A 16,066-nucleotide genomic window follows, 5' to 3' on the forward strand; every position below is an offset into this window, starting at 1 on the left:
CCCTGACCGCAAACGCGGCTCCAACCTGGCATTCACCGATCCACCAGTCCGACCGAGCCTGGAATCATGCGGCATCTCGGGTCGGCGCCGGGTCCCGTCGACGATGCGCCTGCATCGTGGGCGCACCCTGGCGCCAGTGCCGACCTGACTGGCTGATGGCCTTCCTACCGGATCACAGACGCCGACCGGCTTTCTGCGAGGAGCTGTGCCTGCCAGCGGCTCGAACTGTCGAGGACCGGCACGGCCTCCTCACCGTCGCGCGCCGTGCGCGGACGGGCTGGCTGGGCGAATGTGAAGCCCGCCGGACCGTCCCGGGGCCGCGGCCAGCAGGAGTCGGAGGCGACCAGCGGGGCCAGCGCCTATGCGCGCGGACACCGCCCCGACCGCCCCGCAATTGGGGGACCGGAAAGCCGTGACTGTTACCAGAGACGGGCCGGCCACAGACTGGTGCATCAACAGGCCGCCATCGGACCGGACATCAGCCCGGGAAATGGTACGGCGACGGAAATCAGCGTGCGCGGAGGGACGGGGCAATGGAGAACTACTTGCCGTACTGCCAGGCCAACAAGCTCTTCTACGACCGTCCTTCCGCCACCGCGGCGGAAGCTTTCAAGGTGGCGCGACGTTCCTTTCCGGAGGAGTGGACCGTAGCCTCGGACGACCACTGGACCTACCTCAGCCGCAACGGCGCCACCTTGCGGGAGCAGGGCTGGAAGATTCACGTCTCTGTGGTTCCGGAGGACGCCGAGGAAGTCATCGGGATTGTGGCCGACTACTGCCTCGAACGGGGCGTCGACTTCAAGTTCCTCACGTCGCCGAAGACGCACCTGAACCTGAACAGCAAGAACGCGAACCGCGGCAGCAGCGGCAAGCTGATCACCATCTACCCCGCAGACGACGACGCGGCGCTGGCAGAGATACTCGGCGATCTGTCCCGCAAGCTGGAGGGGCGTACCGGCCCCTACATCCTCAGCGACCTGCGCTGGGGCGACGGGCCGCTCTACGTCCGCTTCGGCGGCTTCCGCAAGATGTACTGCACCGGGGAGGACGGCCGCGAGGCGCTGGCGATTCGCCGGCCCGACGGCACGCTCGAGCCCGACCGGCGGCAGCCACAGTTCCATGTCCCCGAGTGGGTGCCGGTCCCGGCGCCGATCGCGGAAATGATGGCCGCTCAAGCCGCAGATAGTAGCGGCACGATGCCGTACACGGTGGAGCGCGCCCTGCACTTCTCCAACGGAGGCGGTATCTACCTGGCCCGCGACAATGCGACCGGCCGTCAGGTCGTCCTGCGCGAGGCTAGGCCTTTCGCCGGTCTGGACGGGGGCGGGAACGACGCGGTGGCACGGCTGCACCGCGAGGCCGAGACCCTGCAAGCCCTGGCCGACCTGGACTTCGTACCCGACTTCCTCGGCACGTTCACAGTGTGGGAACACCACTTCCTGGTCGAGGAGTACATCGAGGGTGAGACGCTGTGGACCTACATGGCCTCGCGCACCCCGTTCACCGACACGGCCAATGACCCGGAGAGGGCCGCTGAGTACGTGGCGGGTGCGCTGGAGCTGTGCGACCAATTGGAGCAGGCCCTGGGAAGGCTGCACGAACGGGGATACGTCTTCGCCGACCTCCATCCGCGCAACGTCATGGTGCGGCCGGACGGGAGGGTGGCGCTGGTGGACTTCGAGGTCGCGTACCGCCCGGACAATGATCCCACGCCCACACTGGGGTGCCCCGGTTTCATCACTCCGAAGGCGCTGGCGGGCCCGGAACGCGATCAGTACGCGCTGGACTGCATCAGGCTGGCCATGTTCATGCCGCTGACCCCGATGCTCGACCTCGCCAACGCCAAGGTCGAGGAATTCACCGACGCGATCGCCGCGTTCTTCCCGTCGGCCGCCACCGCCATGGCCTCGACGCGGGACAGGTTGCGGCACACTCTCGGCGTCGAAGACGGTGCGCGGGGGCCCGGCCATTTGTTCGCGGCAGCCGCTGACGACCCTGCCGGTCCGGCCATGGAGGCACTCATCGACGCGCTGGCGCAGGCGATCACCGCGTCCGCCACCCCTGAGCGCGCCGACCGTCTCTTCCCCGGCGACCCCCGCGCGCTGAACGACGGTGGGTACGGGCTGGCGCACGGCGCGGCAGGTGTCCTGTTCGCGCTGCGGATGGCTGGCCGCGAAGTCGATTCGGAGCACGTCGACTGGCTGGCGGCCGCCGCCCAGAAGGCACCAGCACGCGCCGGCCTGTACGACGGACTGCATGGGGCGGCGCTGGTCCTGCACGGTCTGGGGCGCGAGGAGGAGGCGCTGCGCATCCTGGAGCGGGTCGATGCCGTCCCGCTTCCTGGCTCCCCGAGCCTGTCCGGGGGATTGGCGGGCATCGGACTCGTGATGCGCTACTTCGCGGCGGCCACGGGGGACGAGCGGTGGCGGCGGCGCCAGGCCGAGGTCCTCGATCGGCTGACTGTGCTGGTGTCCAAGGCGCCGTCCGGCGCGACACGCTCCGCGGGTCTCATGGACGGGTGGGCGGGAGCGGCGTCGCTTTTCCTCTCCTCCTACGAGGACTTCCAAGCCCCGGCCTTCCTGGACCTCGCACGGCAGGCCATCGGCCGCGACCTCGCCGCCTCCGAGACCAAGGACAACGGCGAGGTGCTGATCAAGGACGGCATCCGTCTGGTGGCCTATCTCGGTGACGGGAGCAGCGGTCTGGCCGAGCCGATCGCCCGGTACCTTCGCCTGCGTCCGGACGAAAACCTTGCCGCGGTACACCGCGGGATCCTTGCAGCGGCACAGCCTCGTTTCACCATCGAGTCCGGACTCGACGGGGGGCGCTCTGGACTGCTCACCGTCCTCGCGGCGCACCCCGATACGGCCGCGCTACCGGAGATACTGGGCCGCCAGATACGTAGCCTCTCCGTGCACGCGGTCCCTCTGGAGGCGGGAATCGCGTTCCCGGGGCGCTGGCTGCTGCGGCTCTCCATGGACCTGGCCACCGGCACGGCGGGGGTGCTGTACGCCCTGCACGCTGCCCGGAACGCGGTCGGGGGTCTGCAGCCCGGCGGCGGCCGAACCCTCTCGACTTGGTCTCACGCGACGGGCCTGCCGTTTGCGCGGCCCCAGTGATGCGACCAAGCCCTCTCGGCACGTCCCGGAGGGCAAGCAATGCACAACGTCTCAAGGGAGAAACCGATGAACAACATCCTCGAGCTCCAGGCCCTGCAGACCGAGCAGAACGGCGTGGCCATCAGCAGCTACGTCAGCAACGGGTGCACCTCCGGCACCTACGTGCCCGAGGAGACCGCGGGCGAGTAGTCCTTCTCGCTCTGGACCGAGGCAGCCGTTCACGCGCTGCCTGCCCCCAGCCGGCCTCGCACTCACGCGCCCGGCATCACCGCAATGGAGGAAAACAGCATGCAGAACGTTCTCGAGCTCCAGAACCTGCCCGTGACCATGGACGAGCCGATGGGCGCCGACTTCCTCGGCAGCCTCCTCAGCAACCACTGCACCGACGTCGCGTCGGCTGAGTAATAGCACCGCCAGGACCCATCTCGTGGCCGCGCGCCGCCTGCCCAGCGGTGCGCGGCCACCGAGCTTCTCGCCGGAGGCAACGCCGAATGGACTGCACACCACTGCGGCGCAACCGCCCCTACAGGCATCTGTGGACGGCGCAGGCCCTCTCGGCCTTCGGTGCGCAGGCCTCGATGGTGGCGATTCCCCTCGCGGTCATCCACCAACTGAACAGTGCCTCGGTCGTCGCCCTTGTCAGCTTCACCGAAGGCATCGTGCTCCTAGCTGTGCTGCCCGTGGCGGGGCTGGCTATCGACCGTCTGGGTTACCGACCGGTCTTGATCTTCTGCGATGTGGTGCGTGTACCCACCCTGGCAGTGATGGGCTGGGCCATCGGCACCCATCAGCTCTCCCCAGCCCTTGTCGTCGTCTGTGCTGCTATCAACGGCGCGGCGAACGCGCCCTTCTGGCCAGCAGTCACCGCAGCCGTACGCGCTGTCGTCCCGGACTCCCAGATGGCCCTGGCCCTCGCGCTCGGGCAGGCCCGCTCCGCCGTGGCGGGCATCCTGGGTCCGCTTTTGGCTGCGGCCCTTTACCAGCGGTCCCCCGCCCTACCGATGCTCTGCGCAGCCGGTTCCTGCTTGGTCTCGCTCGCCTGTGTGGTGACCGCACGGCTGCCGTGGCCGACCACGAAGGCGAAACGACCGGTACGCGGATTCCCCCTGATTGGCGGCTGGCGATTCCTGGTCGCCCAGCCGTTCCTGCGTCACATGATGATCTACGGCGCGGTCACCAACCTCGCCTTCGGCGGCATCGTCTTGGTCACCACCACCGACTACGTCCGCTCGGGCGACACCACCGGCACCGGATGGCTCTTCGCCCTCGCCGGCACGGGGAACCTCCTCGGCTCGCTGGCGATCGCGCCCGGCATGCACCGTCTGGCTCCCCGAGCCTTGATCCTGCTGCTCGCCTGGAACGTTGCCCTGTTCGGAGCCGTCGCCGCCGCCCTGGGCACGGGGGTCTGGAGTGCCCCGTTGCTCGGATTGTGCTGCGTGTCGTCGCCGGCACTCAACGTCGTCGTCCAGAGAGTGCTCCTCCGAACGACACCGTCGGCCCTGCTGGGGCGCGTCCAGGTGGCCTTCCAGACTGCGCCCCAACTGCTGGCTTCCGTTGGACCGATGGCCGGGGCGGGCCTACTCCGCGTCACCTCCTCGCACACCGCGCTGATCGTCCTGGCTGGCGTCATCGCTACCATGACCGTCCTCACAGCCGTCACGTCCGCCCTGCGGCACGTTCCACCGGCCCACACCGACACCCCTGCCGAACAGCGGGAGGACGAAGCGACGGATGGACGGCGGACACATGCGTCCACGATGCGGGCGGATCCCCTGCGGTAGCTCGCGTCCCCCGGTCCGCGGAACGGCCCGGCGGGCCCTCCGGCCACGGAGGGCGTTGAATACGCCGGGCGGGACCCTCCGGGTTCGGACGCGTTCTGCCGGAGGGGCACGCGACGAGAACACCTGTCGGCGGCCCGGCTCACTGGACAGGCCGCCGACGCGGGGGTGATGGGACCTGGTAACGGGGCGGTCGGCGAGGTGTTCTGGCCGGTGCTCGTTGGCCGCTGTCAGCAGCGCCTCCTGGGCCAGGCGGTAGGGCTGGCCGTCGTTCTCGGGGATCTCGTCCGGATTCGCCAGGGCATCAGCGAGTGCGGCGCCGGGGCGGCTGGCACAGTTGTGGAGGAGCTGCTGAACGTCGGACGCGTTGAGCAGCTCGTGGGCGCCAATGGTTAGACCGTGCTCACGGCGTATCCGAACGGTGATCTGGGCGGCATCCAGCGAACGCCGCCCAGGTCAGCGAACGGGGCGTCGAGCGGCTCCTGCGGGGCGATGTCGAGTGCCTGCCGTACGTCGTCGGCCAGGTCCTGCACGACGGCAGTGGTCGGGGCTTGTCATATGTCGCTCTCCTTCATCAGTGTCGATCGGCGCCTTCGGCCCCGAGAGGGGACGGGCCGGGTGGGGGACGGGGGGTATCGGTGGGAGGCGCGGACCGCGCCAGGACGGGCCGCCATGTCCAGGCGGCCGGGTGAGGGGTCGGCGCGACGCGGCGGCCCCGGTGCGTGCGCAGGGAGAACCGGCCGGCGAGCAGCACCACCGGCACGGCCGTCACGGCGACCAGGACGGAGGCGGGTGCCCACCAGGCGCAGTGCGGTAGCCCGACCTGGCCAGTCGTCCTCCGGCCAGGCCGCTGGCCGCCATGGCGGCCCAGGGGAGCAGCAGGAGCAGCAGGAGCAGCGGGATAGCGGCGGGGGCGTGCCCGCCTCCAGGGCGAGCAACGGCAGGTACTCGTCCACGACTCCGAGCCCGGTCACCACCGCGGCCAGTGCCACGGCGGAACGCACCCAGGGCGTCGTACGAGCCTCGGACAACCCGGCGCGCAGCAGTGCCGCCCAGCTTGCGGCCAGGGCGCCGGTGCCGGCGAACGAGACGGGGGCGCGTCCGCGGCGGGCCAGGCCGAGCGCGGTGGGAACGGCGAGCAGGGTGAGCAGCACCGACGTCCAACCGGCGGCACGGTAACCGCCGAGCAGCGCCACCGGAGCGGCGGTAAGCGCGCCGGCCGACACCGGGCAGGCCTGGACCGCCGCCACCCGGCTGCTGGCGCGCGCGTACAGTAGGAACTGTAAGGTCCCCGAGGTGAGGGCGGCACCAAGACTGCTCGGGGACGTACTGCGGGAGTCCGCCGGGGACCGCTGACGGCGAATGGCCTCAGCCAGCGGCGCTGAGGAACGCCAGCATCGCCCGGTTCACCGCGGCAGGCCGCTCCAGGTAGCCGTAGTGGCCGCAGTCCGCCATCTGTGTGTACTGCCCGCGGGGAAGAGCGGCGGCGACCTCCGCGCCCAAGTCCGACCGCACGATCAAATCGTGCTCGAACCCCATCACAGGACGGGCACCGTGACACGCCCCAGGGCGGGGAGCCGGTCATCCGGTTCCTCGCCCGAGGGTGTCGGCGTCCCGGCCGCCCCGGTGCGCTCGACCGCTTCGAACAGGTCAAGCCAGTCGAGCACCTCCTCCTCGCGCCGCCAGGTGGCGGGCGAGAGATTGAGCACGGCGCGCAGCCATGCGGCGTACCGCGGCGGCAAGCGGACCCCGCTGGCCTCCAACTCCCGCTCGGCGTCTGCCATCTCCCCAGCGAATAGGTCGCTGCGGCCCCGCGCGGCCATCAGGACGGCCCGGCTCACCAGGTCCGGCCAGGTCAGGAGCAACTCCTGCACGACCTCGGCGCCGAACGAGGCACCCACGACCCGGCACGGAGCCAGTTCCAACCGCTCCATCGCTACAGCTAGTTCGGCTGCGACGCGCCGAGGATCTTCCGGCCGCCCGAGGGTCCGCGCCGCGGTGCGGTCGAAGGTAACCACGCGGAAGCCCGCAGAGAGCAACGCGGGCACCTGGTGCACGTCCCACACCCGGTCCGGCGCCCCGCTGCCCGCGACGAGCAGCACGGGCTCCCCCGCCCTTTCGTCCCGCACGGTGAACTCCGCACCCTCCACATGCAGCGTCAGCATGCGCGCCTCCTCTCAGTCGGTCCCGGCAGCGGTTTCGTCCGGCAGACCGTCGCGCGCCCGGTGGAGCCACCGCAAGGCGGATGTCGGCCAAGGGCCGGTGCTTGGGGTAGGCCGGATCGACTAGGTTCCCAGCCCGGCGGATTGCACGCATCGGTGGTACTGGACGGCGCCCGTCGATGGCGCAAGGAAGGCTACGGCATGCACGCCGCGTCCGGCCCGGGCGTCAGGGCGGTGCTTGCGCGGGGACGGCCGAGGCATTCCCTTTTGCCACCTTTCCCTCCATATGGGCCTGTGTCCTCTTGCTGTCGAACAGCTTCATGAAAGGCGCTGTCGCGGCCGTCCGTTCCGTCCCCCAGTGATGATTTCCACGCGGAAGGCGTTCGGCAAGGCGCACGACACTTCCGGCCGGCGGCTGGGACGCGCCCCACCGGTCGGCATCCCCTGCAGCCGCGCGCGACAGGTGCGCGCTCCAGCCGTGCACGGAAGCGCGTCCCGCTCAACGACCAGGAAGGAGGCCATCAAATGGACCAGGCTGTCAGTGACCGGACCGTGCAACTGAGCCAGCAGGAGCAGCGAGTTCTTGCGCATATGGCCGATGGACTGACGTACACCGCCATCGCGCAGCGCATGAAGCTCAGCCGCCACACGGTCGACACCTACATCCGGCGGATCCGGGCCAAGACCGGGGCACGCAACCGTATGCAGCTACTCCTGCATGCCTTGGCGCTAAGCGACGTCCAACCCGCGGCCGACGATGCCAACCACGCCCTGTGAGGGCATCCCTCATCGATCACTCAGGCGTGCCGGTCGGTGTCCGGCTGGGCGACGGGCTCGACCGATATAAGGAACCTCTTTGTCAAGGACCACACAGAACGCGACCAGCGATCCGCAACGCGTCAGCCGTCTGGAGGAGCTCTACCAAGGCCGGTTCCGCTGGGACCTCGTCCGGGAATTTCCGGTGCAGGATTCGGTGGATGCCGCGGTCAGCGACCACGAAACTGGGGAATGCACCGCACTGCTGCAGGACCTTCGGCCACGATGCCGTCGATGCCCGCGCCGCTCTGCGTGATGGGTCTTTGGACGATCCCGGCAAGCGTGGGTACTTCGATCTTCAGGCGGAACCCGCTCTGTGCGGCCGAGCCCTATCCCACGACAAAACCTCCCGCATGGTGAAGGCCACCGACGCCCATTGCACGCCGGCAGCGTTCTCCCCGGCCATCGAGAACGCGCTTGGCGCCGGGGCGTTCTTGGCCGCAGCACCGGCCGGGTCGCTGCGCGACCTGCTCAACGACCTCGAGCGTCGCGGCGCACGCCTTGCAAGCGCCGACAGGCGAAACCCAGGGGGTGCGGCCTCGCATCGAGGGCATCGACGACTATCTCTTCAACGGCGGCAAGGTCTTCATCGGGCACACCCCCTGTCGCCGAGGTGGTCAGCGTATCGGCGTAAACCTGCCCGACCGGCTCATCGCCTCGGCATGCCCGCCCCGCATCTTCCGCGACAGGAAATCGGCCTTTCGAACTTGTGGGACGGAGAGCTGATCGAGACGCTCGACAAGAGCTACGGGGTCTCCCTCCGACTGCAGTGGAGGACGGAAACCTCACACCTCTCCTGCTACCGACGTTCCGGTCCGACTTCGCGCTTTTCGAGAAGTATCGACACCCGAGGTAGCACCGTTGCAGATTCCGCTCGTCGTGCATGGTGGCGACCGGGACAGCCTCGAGGCCGACCAACTGAGCCAGTGGGCCCGTCACAGCGCAGCGGGCTTGAGCGAGCACAGCTTTCCCGCGAGCCATTTCTACTTTCGTGAGGAGCCAGCATCGGTCGCAGCCGTACTTGACCCTGGCACAGGTACTGTCGAAGGGTAAAAGGCCGGACACCTGCCCACACCTCGTCTGAGGAATGTCTCTTGTCACGCGCGGTCTCCCATCACGATTTTCGTGATCAGTAGATATCTGGAGATGTCATGACCGATGTTCATGCTTCGCATGTCGACCGCGATTATCCCCACGCGGATGCTTGTGCTCCCGTCGACGAATATCTGCGTCTGCACCCGGCCGCCCGGTTCGTCGCGGACTCCTCCGGCGCGACTCGGATCTTTGCCGGACATCGCGGCACGGTACTCGGCGCCCTGTCATCAGGGCTGACCGCCGCTCTGGAATTGCTCGCCGCCCAGTCCGTGGACACAGACGCGCTGCTGGAGGTCGTCCGAAGCCAGGAGGGCGAACCGGCCGTCCTCCAGTTGCCCCAGTTGCTGCGACGGCTGCGAGCAGGCGGGTGGCTCTCGGTGACGATGAAGACGAACGGAACACCTCTGCTGACCTTCCGCCCGCTGGGGCCAGTGGGACCGCCTGTCCTCGTGCCCACCGGTGACGTGGCCGACCTACGGCTGTCCCGCTTCGCCGTACTTCGCGTGGAAGGCTCAGGCATGGTCTTGGAGTCGCCCCTGGCCCATGTCGCAGTGGAAGTGCATGACCCGGCGCTCGTAGGCCTGTTGGCCGCAATGTCGGCGCAGCCTTCATCGCCGGAGGCTCCGCATGGCTCCGCGGGAGCGCGCTCCTACCCGGTGGAGTGGCCGGAGGCAGTTCCTGCGATGCTGAGGGCCCTGGCCAGGCGCGGGCTGCTGGTCCCGCGCGACAACAGCGTCGAACGCGAACTCCGCTTCGCCCAGTGGTCGCCGCACGAACTGTGGTTCCATAGCCGCACCCGCATCGGACGCCACGATCTGCCGTACGGCGGCACCTATCCGGGCAGGGGAACCGGTGATCCTCTTCCTGCGGTGCGGCCACCGTTCGATGGCCCCACGGTGAAACTGCCCCGCGCGGACCTGGAAGCTCTGCGCAGGAACGACCGGCCCCTCACCGAAGTGTTGGAGGACCGGCAGTCGCTGCGACTCCACCATGACGCGGCACCCATCACCGTCACCCAACTCGGCGAGTTCCTGTACCGCAGCGCCCGCAACCGGGGCCGATCCTCCGGTGGGCCGCAAGAGGTGGGCAACCGGCCTTATCCGTCTGGCGGCGGTGCGTACGAACTGGAGATCTACCCGCTGATCAACCAAGTGGAGGGCCTGGAACCCGGCCTGTACCACTACGACCCGCAGGAGCATCGGCTTCAGTTGCTCGCCGTGCCTGGGCCGGCGCTGACGCGCCTGACCCAGATGTCCCGCATGAGCGCGGGGATGTCCTCGCCTCCACAGGTCACGCTGCTCGTCACGGCCCGCTTCGGGCGGGTCATGTGGAAGTACTCCACTATGGGTTACGCGCTGGTCCTCAAGCACGTGGGTGTGCTCTACCAGGTGATGTACAGCGTGGCCACGGCCATGGGGCTCGCGGGCTGCGGCCTTGGCGGCGGCGATTCCGACGCCTTTGCCGCGGCTTCGGGACTGTCGTGGGAGACCGAGTCCACCGTGGGCGAGTTCCTCCTCGGAAGCCGAGGAACTGACAGCGAAGATAAATTTTCAACGTAGTGCCCCGATGTCCAGCGTGATCGCAGGTTTATCTTGCCGTCGAAGATTGATCAGTACGGGGGCGCTGGGGCGGGCGGCAGTGGGACGGCTCGTGGATGCTGGCGCGACTCGGACCTTGGGGTTTTCAACCTGGACTTTTCGAGGACGGCGTGCGGGTTTGGCGATCACTTGCTGCCTGCTGGGTTTCCGTCTCGAGCGGGCAGCGCCACGGGGGTCGCCTCGCAGCCGTTCGGTGTCGGCGCGTGGGTACTGACTTCAGCTCGTCGGGGTGAATCTTCACGAAGTCCGTGACGGGCATGGATAGGTGGCTGTACCTCGTGGTGTGAGAGGTATGCGGATGGGGGCGGCCTGACTCCTGCGGGACGTCGGCGCCGGGAGACGGTACGGATGCAGGCGGACGAGCTGTTCGAGCAGAAGGTCAAGCCGCCGGAAGTCGCACGACGGCTCCGGGTGAGCGTGAAGTCGGCCTACCAGTGGCACCAGTTGTGGCGGGACGGCGGTGCACAGGCTCTGGCCTCCCGCGGCCCGAGCGGGTCGCGGTGCCGCCTGCCCCCCCACGCTGTCTGGAAAAGCTGGCCGCGTACCCCGAGCAGGGCCCGGCCGCGCAGGGCTGGGTGGGGGACCAGGTGTGGACGGCCGCCCGGGTGGCCACGCTGATCCTCGCGGCTGATGCACCGGCTCGGCTTCAGCCCTCAGGTGCCCGCGCGGCGGGTCGCCGAGCGCGATGAGCAGGCCGTCACCGTGTGGAAGGAGGCGACCTGGGTCGAGGTAAAAGTGCCCGGGCGGCCTGCGGCGGCTACATCTGCTTCGAGGACGAGGCAGGCTTCACCCGGCGGCCGCCCCAAGGACGCACCCGGGGCCGGCGCGGCTGCACCCCGGTCGTGACGGTGAGCGGACGACGCTCTGGACGGCTGTCGGTGGCCGGACTGATCGCCATGCAGCCCGGCTCCCGCACCCGGCTGTGCCACCGCCTGCGCAGGCACCGGGCAAAGGCAAGCGCCGCAGCATGGGCGAACGCGACTTCATCGCGCTGATCGACGGCACCCACCAGCTCCTCAAGGCGCCGATCGTCCCCCTCGTGTGGGACCGGCTCAACACGCACGTCTCCCATGCCATGCGCGAGCTGATCGCCGAACGTGAATGGCTGAAGGTGTTCCTGCTGCCCGCCTACTCACCCGACCTCATCCCCGTCGAGGGCGTGTGGGCAAACGTCAAACGCAGCCTGGCCAACTTCGCCGTCATGGCCCTCGACCGGCTCGAAGCCCTCGTCCCCAGCCGGCTCAAGCGCCTGCAGTACAGGCCCCACACTCTCGACGGCTTCATAGCGGGCACCAGCCCGACCTTCGACGACCCACCCTCACCCTGACGAGCTGAAGTCAGCAACCACACCAGGCAGGCGAAGACCGGCGGCCGCGGAAACCTACATGCCCAGACCCTGGACGGCCTTCCGGCTCGAAGAACAAGCACCGGGCCAAACGCCACGACGTCGGCAAAACATTAAACGTCAATCAACCGTTTCTCTTGTTCGACCTGGTGCACGAGATCACCCGACTCACCGAATCGAGGTGGTCCAAGCCGCTCAAAATTCGATGCCACGAGCTCAAGGTTCGTTGGCACAAGACAGCCGAGATCCGGGCGCGTCCGGCCGCCAGGAGAGCAGCGCGCCCCGACGCCTCTCATGCCCGGGACGCGCCAGCCTGCTTCGCCTCTACGAGAGCACATGTCGAGCCGAGCGGGTGCCGCGGTTCAGTTTTCCGTGAAGTACTGCCCGCGGGGGCCGGGCAGAACCAGAATCCCATCAGTCACGAGCATGAAGCGTTCCATGCCCGGAACCAGGACGTTGACGACGGCCAGGCCCTCCGGAGTCGCCGCCTGACGTCGAAGCACCGAGTAGCCACGATCGGAGAGTCGGCGCAACAGCTCTTGGAGGTGGGCCTTGGGCGTGGCGGGCGGGCTCGTCGGCTCGAAGTAAACCCTGCGCGCATCGGGAAGTCGGTCGGTGAAATCAGCCAGACGACAGGCTTGCATGGGTGGGTACGGCAACATGGTGTCGTCACGCCGGAGGTTCGGGGCTGGAGGAGCTCCCGCCGCCACGGCGCTTTGTATCTGCACGAGTTCGGCAAGCGCCCGGTACGCCGCATAGTCGGACGACAAGGATGCGCCGCAGCCACGTATGCGGGCAGGCGTCCCATTCTCCGGTGGAAGGAAGGCAAGGAAGGCTGGGATCGATACGTCCGTTGTCATGTCAATCAGATGGACCGTCCTGCCTGTGATCCTATCTGCGTGAGCCGCCAGATCAACAAGTTCCCTCGGCAACGTCTCGCGATCCACCACGCGCAGTGACTTCGGCCGGCTGCGGAGGAACTGACCGATCAGCAGCAGGGAGAAGGCGTCGCGCTCCACCACCTCGTTCAGAGCGTGCACAGTGGCTTCAGCCGCCGTGACCCCCGCGGCCCAGCCGTTGTTGCTGGAGTATCGCCATACAGCGGAGTAGTCGAAGTTGTCCCCAAGAGAAGCACGGAAAGTAGTGCCGGCGTCCACGTATCCGGGGGTGGACAGGAAAATAGGAACTGGCATGTTCGCGCCCGAGAAGATCTCCCGGTATTCCAGGCAGCCGATGGGCTCGTCGGCGAGTTCGCCGAGCAAACGGACGGCCTGGTCACGGTAGAGCGGACCGTCGGGGGCCGCGATGGCGTGACTCGATATTTTCTGCACCGACGCCGAGTCCAGGTAATCGCTCTCGCTTACATAGTGCTCAAGCGCCTCGAAAAGGGCACCCGCACGCGCCGCTTCCCGGGATCCTTTACCAAGTCCGGATCCGCCCGGTACCTGCTCACCGTCTTTCCAGAGCTCACAGGCCCAAGCGCCCGGATCAGTCTCCGATAGCGCGCGGATATGAACGTCAAAACCAAGAGAACGGGCTGCAGACATGCCATGCTGGAACGCATCGGAAAGACTCCTTTCTCGCTCACCGGCCTGTGACGCCTTCACCACGCTTGCCTCAGCGTTCCTCATCATCGATGGTCCTTTCAGGCAACGGGAAAGTGCCGCAGGCGGCTCAGAGAGCACGACTGCGGCAACATTTCCGAGTTCGCTACTTTCCGTCAGTTGGCGCTGGCGGGACCCGAGAGTTCGCCCTCTTCCTCCTGCAGCCCGGTGCCGAGGAGGCAGGCGAGCGAAGCGCGCTCACTGTCCGTGAGTACGACATCGTAGTTGACGGTCGCGCTGTAGCATGGGAAACCCATGTCCGCATTATAGCCCACTGTCATCTCCTTATCGATTCGTCCGCACAACGGCTTGCGGAAAATCTTAGACGATTACCCTGGATAGCAGATTGAACGAAAAGGCCAGCTTATTAGATTTCCGTGCCAGGCCCCGTACAATTGCGGTAGAGCGTGTCCTATACGGCAGGGTCTGTCGCATGATCAGGATCCGTCCGGAGTGCCGTGCTGATCCGGAGTTGGAGGGGACGTCCTGGTTCGACTTGGGGGCGGACGCAGTGCAGGCACGGTCTCAGTGATCATGTGAGTGTCGAAGTCCCATGAACACTTGGCGAGTCCGTGCATGGTCCTGCATCTTCTCCCGTGCCCACCGTGCTGGCCCAGCTGGGCCGGACATCCGCGCCCGTCCCGCTGACGGACACGGTCGCTCTTTCCGGCTTCCTGGGCCTGCTGCCCTACCCGCGAGGCGTGCGCGGCCGCCGCTACCGGCTGTCCGCCCTGGTCACTGCGGCCGCGGCGAGTGTCCTGGCCGGCGCGCGCCGGCTCACCGCGATCACGGAATGGATCTGCAACGCTCCCGCGTGGGCCTGCCGGGCTCTCGGGTTCCCCGTCGATCCGCTGACCGACGCCGTGTCCGTCCCGCATCCCCACACCCTGCGCCGCCTTCTTGTCCGGCTCGACGGTGACGCCCTGGACCGGGCCGTCGGCGCGTTCCTCACTGCCCGCGCCGCCCCGGCCGACCCGGGCTGCGGGCGATCGCCGTCGACGGCAAGGCCCTGCGCGGCTCGCGCACCGCCACCACCACGTACGTCACGCTGCTGGGCGCGATGGACCACAACGGCCATGTCCTGGCCCAGCGTCAGATCGCTGACGAGAGCAAACGAGATCCCGGCCTTCCGGCCCCTGGACGGCACGGTCATCACCGCCGATGCCCTGCACACCCAGCACGCTCACGGCTCCTATCTGCGTGAGCGCGGTGCCCACCACATCGTCCAGGTCAAGGCCAACCACCCCGGCCTGTTCGACCGTGTCCGCCGTCTGCCCTGGCGCGAGGACAAGCTCGATCACCACAACCGCACCCGAGCCCACCACCGCCTGGAGATCCGGCGGCTGAAGACCGTCTCCTACGCCCACATCCACCGAGGCCATTGGTGCCGCCCCGGGGGAACACCCTGATAAGCGCACCAGGTGGCGCAACGGTCACAGGGAGAGGCTGCTGACCACGCAGGACGGAGATCTCGACCTGAAGATCCCGAAGCTGCGGACCGGGTCGTTCTTCCCGTCGCTGATGGAGCGGCGCCGGCGCATCGGCCGGGCCCTGTTCGCCGTGGTGAGGGAGGCGTACGTGCACGGGGCCTCGACCCGATCGGTCGATGACCTGGTCAAAGCCCTGGGCGCGGACAGCGGGATCTCCACATCGGAGGTGTCGCGGATCTGCGGCGAGCTCGACGCCGAACTGACCGCATTTAAGGAACGCCCGCTGGACCACACCGCCTTCCCCTACGTCTTCCTGGACGCCACCTGCTGCAAGGCACGGGTCAACCACCGGATCATCTCCCAGGCCGTGGTCATCGCGACCGGGATCTCCGTCGCTCCACGACGAATGGCAGCTTTTCGACCGCCGCTACCTCTCCGAAGCCTCCCGGCTGAACTCCTCACGACACAACCAGCCGAGGGCGGCCACCAGCTCCCACCAGTGCAGAAACCGCTGTTCTACGCCGCCACAGAAACTACCTGTTCAGACCATGTTCCCGAGATCAGCAAGCGGCGATTTCTCACAATCGCTCGCGACCGCTCGGTATGTTCGCTGTGGATCCGTCCCACGCGGACGCTGCGGGCCGGTGTGCCGTCCCGGCGGGGCTCAGCCGCCCCAGGACGTGTCGTCGCAGCCGAACTGCGGCAGACAGTCGGCCGTCGTCACGAACGACGCCCGCGCGGGCTCCGTGTGCTGGGCGACCCCCAGGAACCCGAATGCCACAAGGGCGGTGACCGCCGCACAGAACCGGACACGCCGTGCGCGGATCAGACGCTTCATCACCAAGTCTCCTGTACTCGTGCTTCGTTGCCTGTTCGTCGTGCTTCGTGCGCTGTTCAGTCGCGGCGGGCCAGCTCGGATTCCGCAGTGAGCGAGCCTGCCATCAAGGGCAGGGCACACAGCAGCAACTGCATGCGGTTGCGCGCGCCGGTCTTCGCCCGGATGCGGCGGATGTAGGTGTCTACGGTGTGACGGCTGAGTGCCATGTGCTGGGCTATCGCGTCGTACGTCAGCCCGTCCGCCATTCGATCCAGCACCTGTCGCTCCGGTCGGCTCAGTGG

General features: G+C 68.0%; 13 protein-coding genes and 2 pseudogenes. 8 read left to right on the plus strand and 7 right to left on the minus strand.

Annotated elements, in window-relative coordinates:
• The first annotated feature begins 533 nt into the window (after positions 1–533).
• The 3 genes from lanKC to IPT68_RS28945 all read left to right on the plus strand — a co-directional run bounded on the left by lanKC (position 534) and on the right by IPT68_RS28945 (position 4,900).
• Complete coding sequence (gene lanKC, locus IPT68_RS28940) at positions 534–3,119, plus strand: class III lanthionine synthetase LanKC (protein WP_189701402.1); 2,586 nt, start codon at positions 534–536, stop codon at positions 3,117–3,119.
• 66 nt (positions 3,120–3,185) lie between these two features.
• The gene (locus IPT68_RS34675) at positions 3,186–3,308 is read left to right on the plus strand and encodes a hypothetical protein (protein ID WP_265583840.1); all 123 of its coding nucleotides are present in this window, start codon (positions 3,186–3,188) and stop codon (positions 3,306–3,308) included.
• 302 nt (positions 3,309–3,610) lie between these two features.
• Complete coding sequence (locus tag IPT68_RS28945) at positions 3,611–4,900, plus strand: MFS transporter (RefSeq protein ID WP_189701403.1); 1,290 nt, start codon at positions 3,611–3,613, stop codon at positions 4,898–4,900.
• 389 nt (positions 4,901–5,289) lie between these two features.
• Here IPT68_RS28945 and IPT68_RS28950 read toward each other — a convergent pair whose 3' ends face one another.
• The 3 genes from IPT68_RS28950 to IPT68_RS28955 all read right to left on the minus strand — a co-directional run bounded on the left by IPT68_RS28950 (position 5,290) and on the right by IPT68_RS28955 (position 7,062).
• Positions 5,290–5,430: a hypothetical protein gene (locus IPT68_RS28950; RefSeq protein ID WP_189701404.1), complete on the minus strand. Its 141-nt coding sequence runs from the start codon at positions 5,428–5,430 to the stop codon at positions 5,290–5,292.
• Between the two features lie 835 nt (positions 5,431–6,265).
• Complete coding sequence (locus IPT68_RS34355; protein WP_228039975.1) at positions 6,266–6,412, minus strand: alpha/beta fold hydrolase; 147 nt, start codon at positions 6,410–6,412, stop codon at positions 6,266–6,268.
• Positions 6,413–6,435: 23 nt separating this feature from the next.
• A complete protein-coding gene (locus tag IPT68_RS28955; protein ID WP_228039976.1) occupies positions 6,436–7,062 on the minus strand; it encodes an alpha/beta fold hydrolase in 627 nt (208 codons plus the stop codon).
• 522 nt (positions 7,063–7,584) lie between these two features.
• Between IPT68_RS28955 and IPT68_RS28960 the strand changes: the two genes are divergently transcribed.
• From IPT68_RS28960 to IPT68_RS35240, 3 genes and pseudogenes are all read left to right on the plus strand, one after another.
• Positions 7,585–7,836 carry a response regulator transcription factor gene (locus IPT68_RS28960; protein ID WP_189701405.1) on the plus strand — a complete coding sequence of 84 codons (252 nt, stop codon included), beginning with the start codon at positions 7,585–7,587 and terminating at the stop codon, positions 7,834–7,836.
• 1,190 nt (positions 7,837–9,026) lie between these two features.
• Positions 9,027–10,529 (plus strand): SagB family peptide dehydrogenase, encoded by a 1,503-nt coding sequence (locus IPT68_RS28965; protein WP_189701406.1) that lies wholly within the window; start codon positions 9,027–9,029, stop codon positions 10,527–10,529.
• 300 nt (positions 10,530–10,829) lie between these two features.
• Positions 10,830–11,895 (plus strand): annotated as a pseudogene (locus IPT68_RS35240) (IS630 family transposase).
• A 380-nt stretch (positions 11,896–12,275) separates the two neighbouring features.
• Here IPT68_RS35240 and IPT68_RS28980 read toward each other — a convergent pair.
• A complete protein-coding gene (locus tag IPT68_RS28980; RefSeq protein ID WP_189701407.1) occupies positions 12,276–13,547 on the minus strand; it encodes a YcaO-like family protein in 1,272 nt (423 codons plus the stop codon).
• An 86-nt stretch (positions 13,548–13,633) separates the two neighbouring features.
• A complete protein-coding gene (locus IPT68_RS28985) occupies positions 13,634–13,774 on the minus strand; it encodes a hypothetical protein (protein ID WP_189701408.1) in 141 nt (46 codons plus the stop codon).
• 444 nt (positions 13,775–14,218) lie between these two features.
• On the opposite strand from IPT68_RS28985, the gene IPT68_RS28990 reads away from it, so the two are divergent.
• Both IPT68_RS28990 and IPT68_RS28995 read left to right on the plus strand, forming a co-directional pair.
• The gene (locus IPT68_RS28990; RefSeq protein WP_229818492.1) at positions 14,219–14,926 is read left to right on the plus strand and encodes a transposase family protein; all 708 of its coding nucleotides are present in this window, start codon (positions 14,219–14,221) and stop codon (positions 14,924–14,926) included.
• Positions 14,886–15,341, plus strand: a pseudogene (locus IPT68_RS28995) (transposase); the annotation flags it as partial. The gene IPT68_RS28990 and the pseudogene IPT68_RS28995, both read left to right, overlap by 41 nt.
• Before the next feature lie 270 nt (positions 15,342–15,611).
• Here IPT68_RS28995 and IPT68_RS29000 read toward each other — a convergent pair.
• Entirely contained in the window at positions 15,612–15,785 is a 174-nt protein-coding gene (locus IPT68_RS29000) for a hypothetical protein (RefSeq protein ID WP_189701409.1), read from the minus strand.
• A gap of 56 nt (positions 15,786–15,841) precedes the next feature.
• Positions 15,842–16,042 (minus strand): LuxR C-terminal-related transcriptional regulator, encoded by a 201-nt coding sequence (locus IPT68_RS29005; protein WP_229818489.1) that lies wholly within the window; start codon positions 16,040–16,042, stop codon positions 15,842–15,844.
• Positions 16,043–16,066 lie beyond the last annotated feature (24 nt).

The sequence above is a fragment of the Streptomyces chromofuscus genome, assembly GCF_015160875.1.
GTDB classification, from domain to species: domain Bacteria; phylum Actinomycetota; class Actinomycetes; order Streptomycetales; family Streptomycetaceae; genus Streptomyces; species Streptomyces chromofuscus.

Excerpts from the sequence above, each read along its gene's own strand:
- IPT68_RS28985 (WP_189701408.1), bottom strand. The coding sequence starts at position 13,774 with ATGGGTTTCCCATGCTACAGCGCGACCGTCAACTACGATGTCGTACTC.
- lanKC (WP_189701402.1), top strand. The coding sequence starts at position 534 with ATGGAGAACTACTTGCCGTACTGCCAGGCCAACAAGCTCTTCTACGAC.
- IPT68_RS28945 (WP_189701403.1), top strand. The coding sequence starts at position 3,611 with ATGGACTGCACACCACTGCGGCGCAACCGCCCCTACAGGCATCTGTGG.
- IPT68_RS34675 (WP_265583840.1), top strand. The coding sequence starts at position 3,186 with ATGAACAACATCCTCGAGCTCCAGGCCCTGCAGACCGAGCAGAACGGC.
- IPT68_RS29000 (WP_189701409.1), bottom strand. The coding sequence starts at position 15,785 with ATGAAGCGTCTGATCCGCGCACGGCGTGTCCGGTTCTGTGCGGCGGTC.
- IPT68_RS28965 (WP_189701406.1), top strand. The coding sequence starts at position 9,027 with ATGACCGATGTTCATGCTTCGCATGTCGACCGCGATTATCCCCACGCG.
- IPT68_RS28960 (WP_189701405.1), top strand. The coding sequence starts at position 7,585 with ATGGACCAGGCTGTCAGTGACCGGACCGTGCAACTGAGCCAGCAGGAG.
- IPT68_RS28955 (WP_228039976.1), bottom strand. The coding sequence starts at position 7,062 with ATGCTGACGCTGCATGTGGAGGGTGCGGAGTTCACCGTGCGGGACGAA.
- IPT68_RS28980 (WP_189701407.1), bottom strand. The coding sequence starts at position 13,547 with ATGATGAGGAACGCTGAGGCAAGCGTGGTGAAGGCGTCACAGGCCGGT.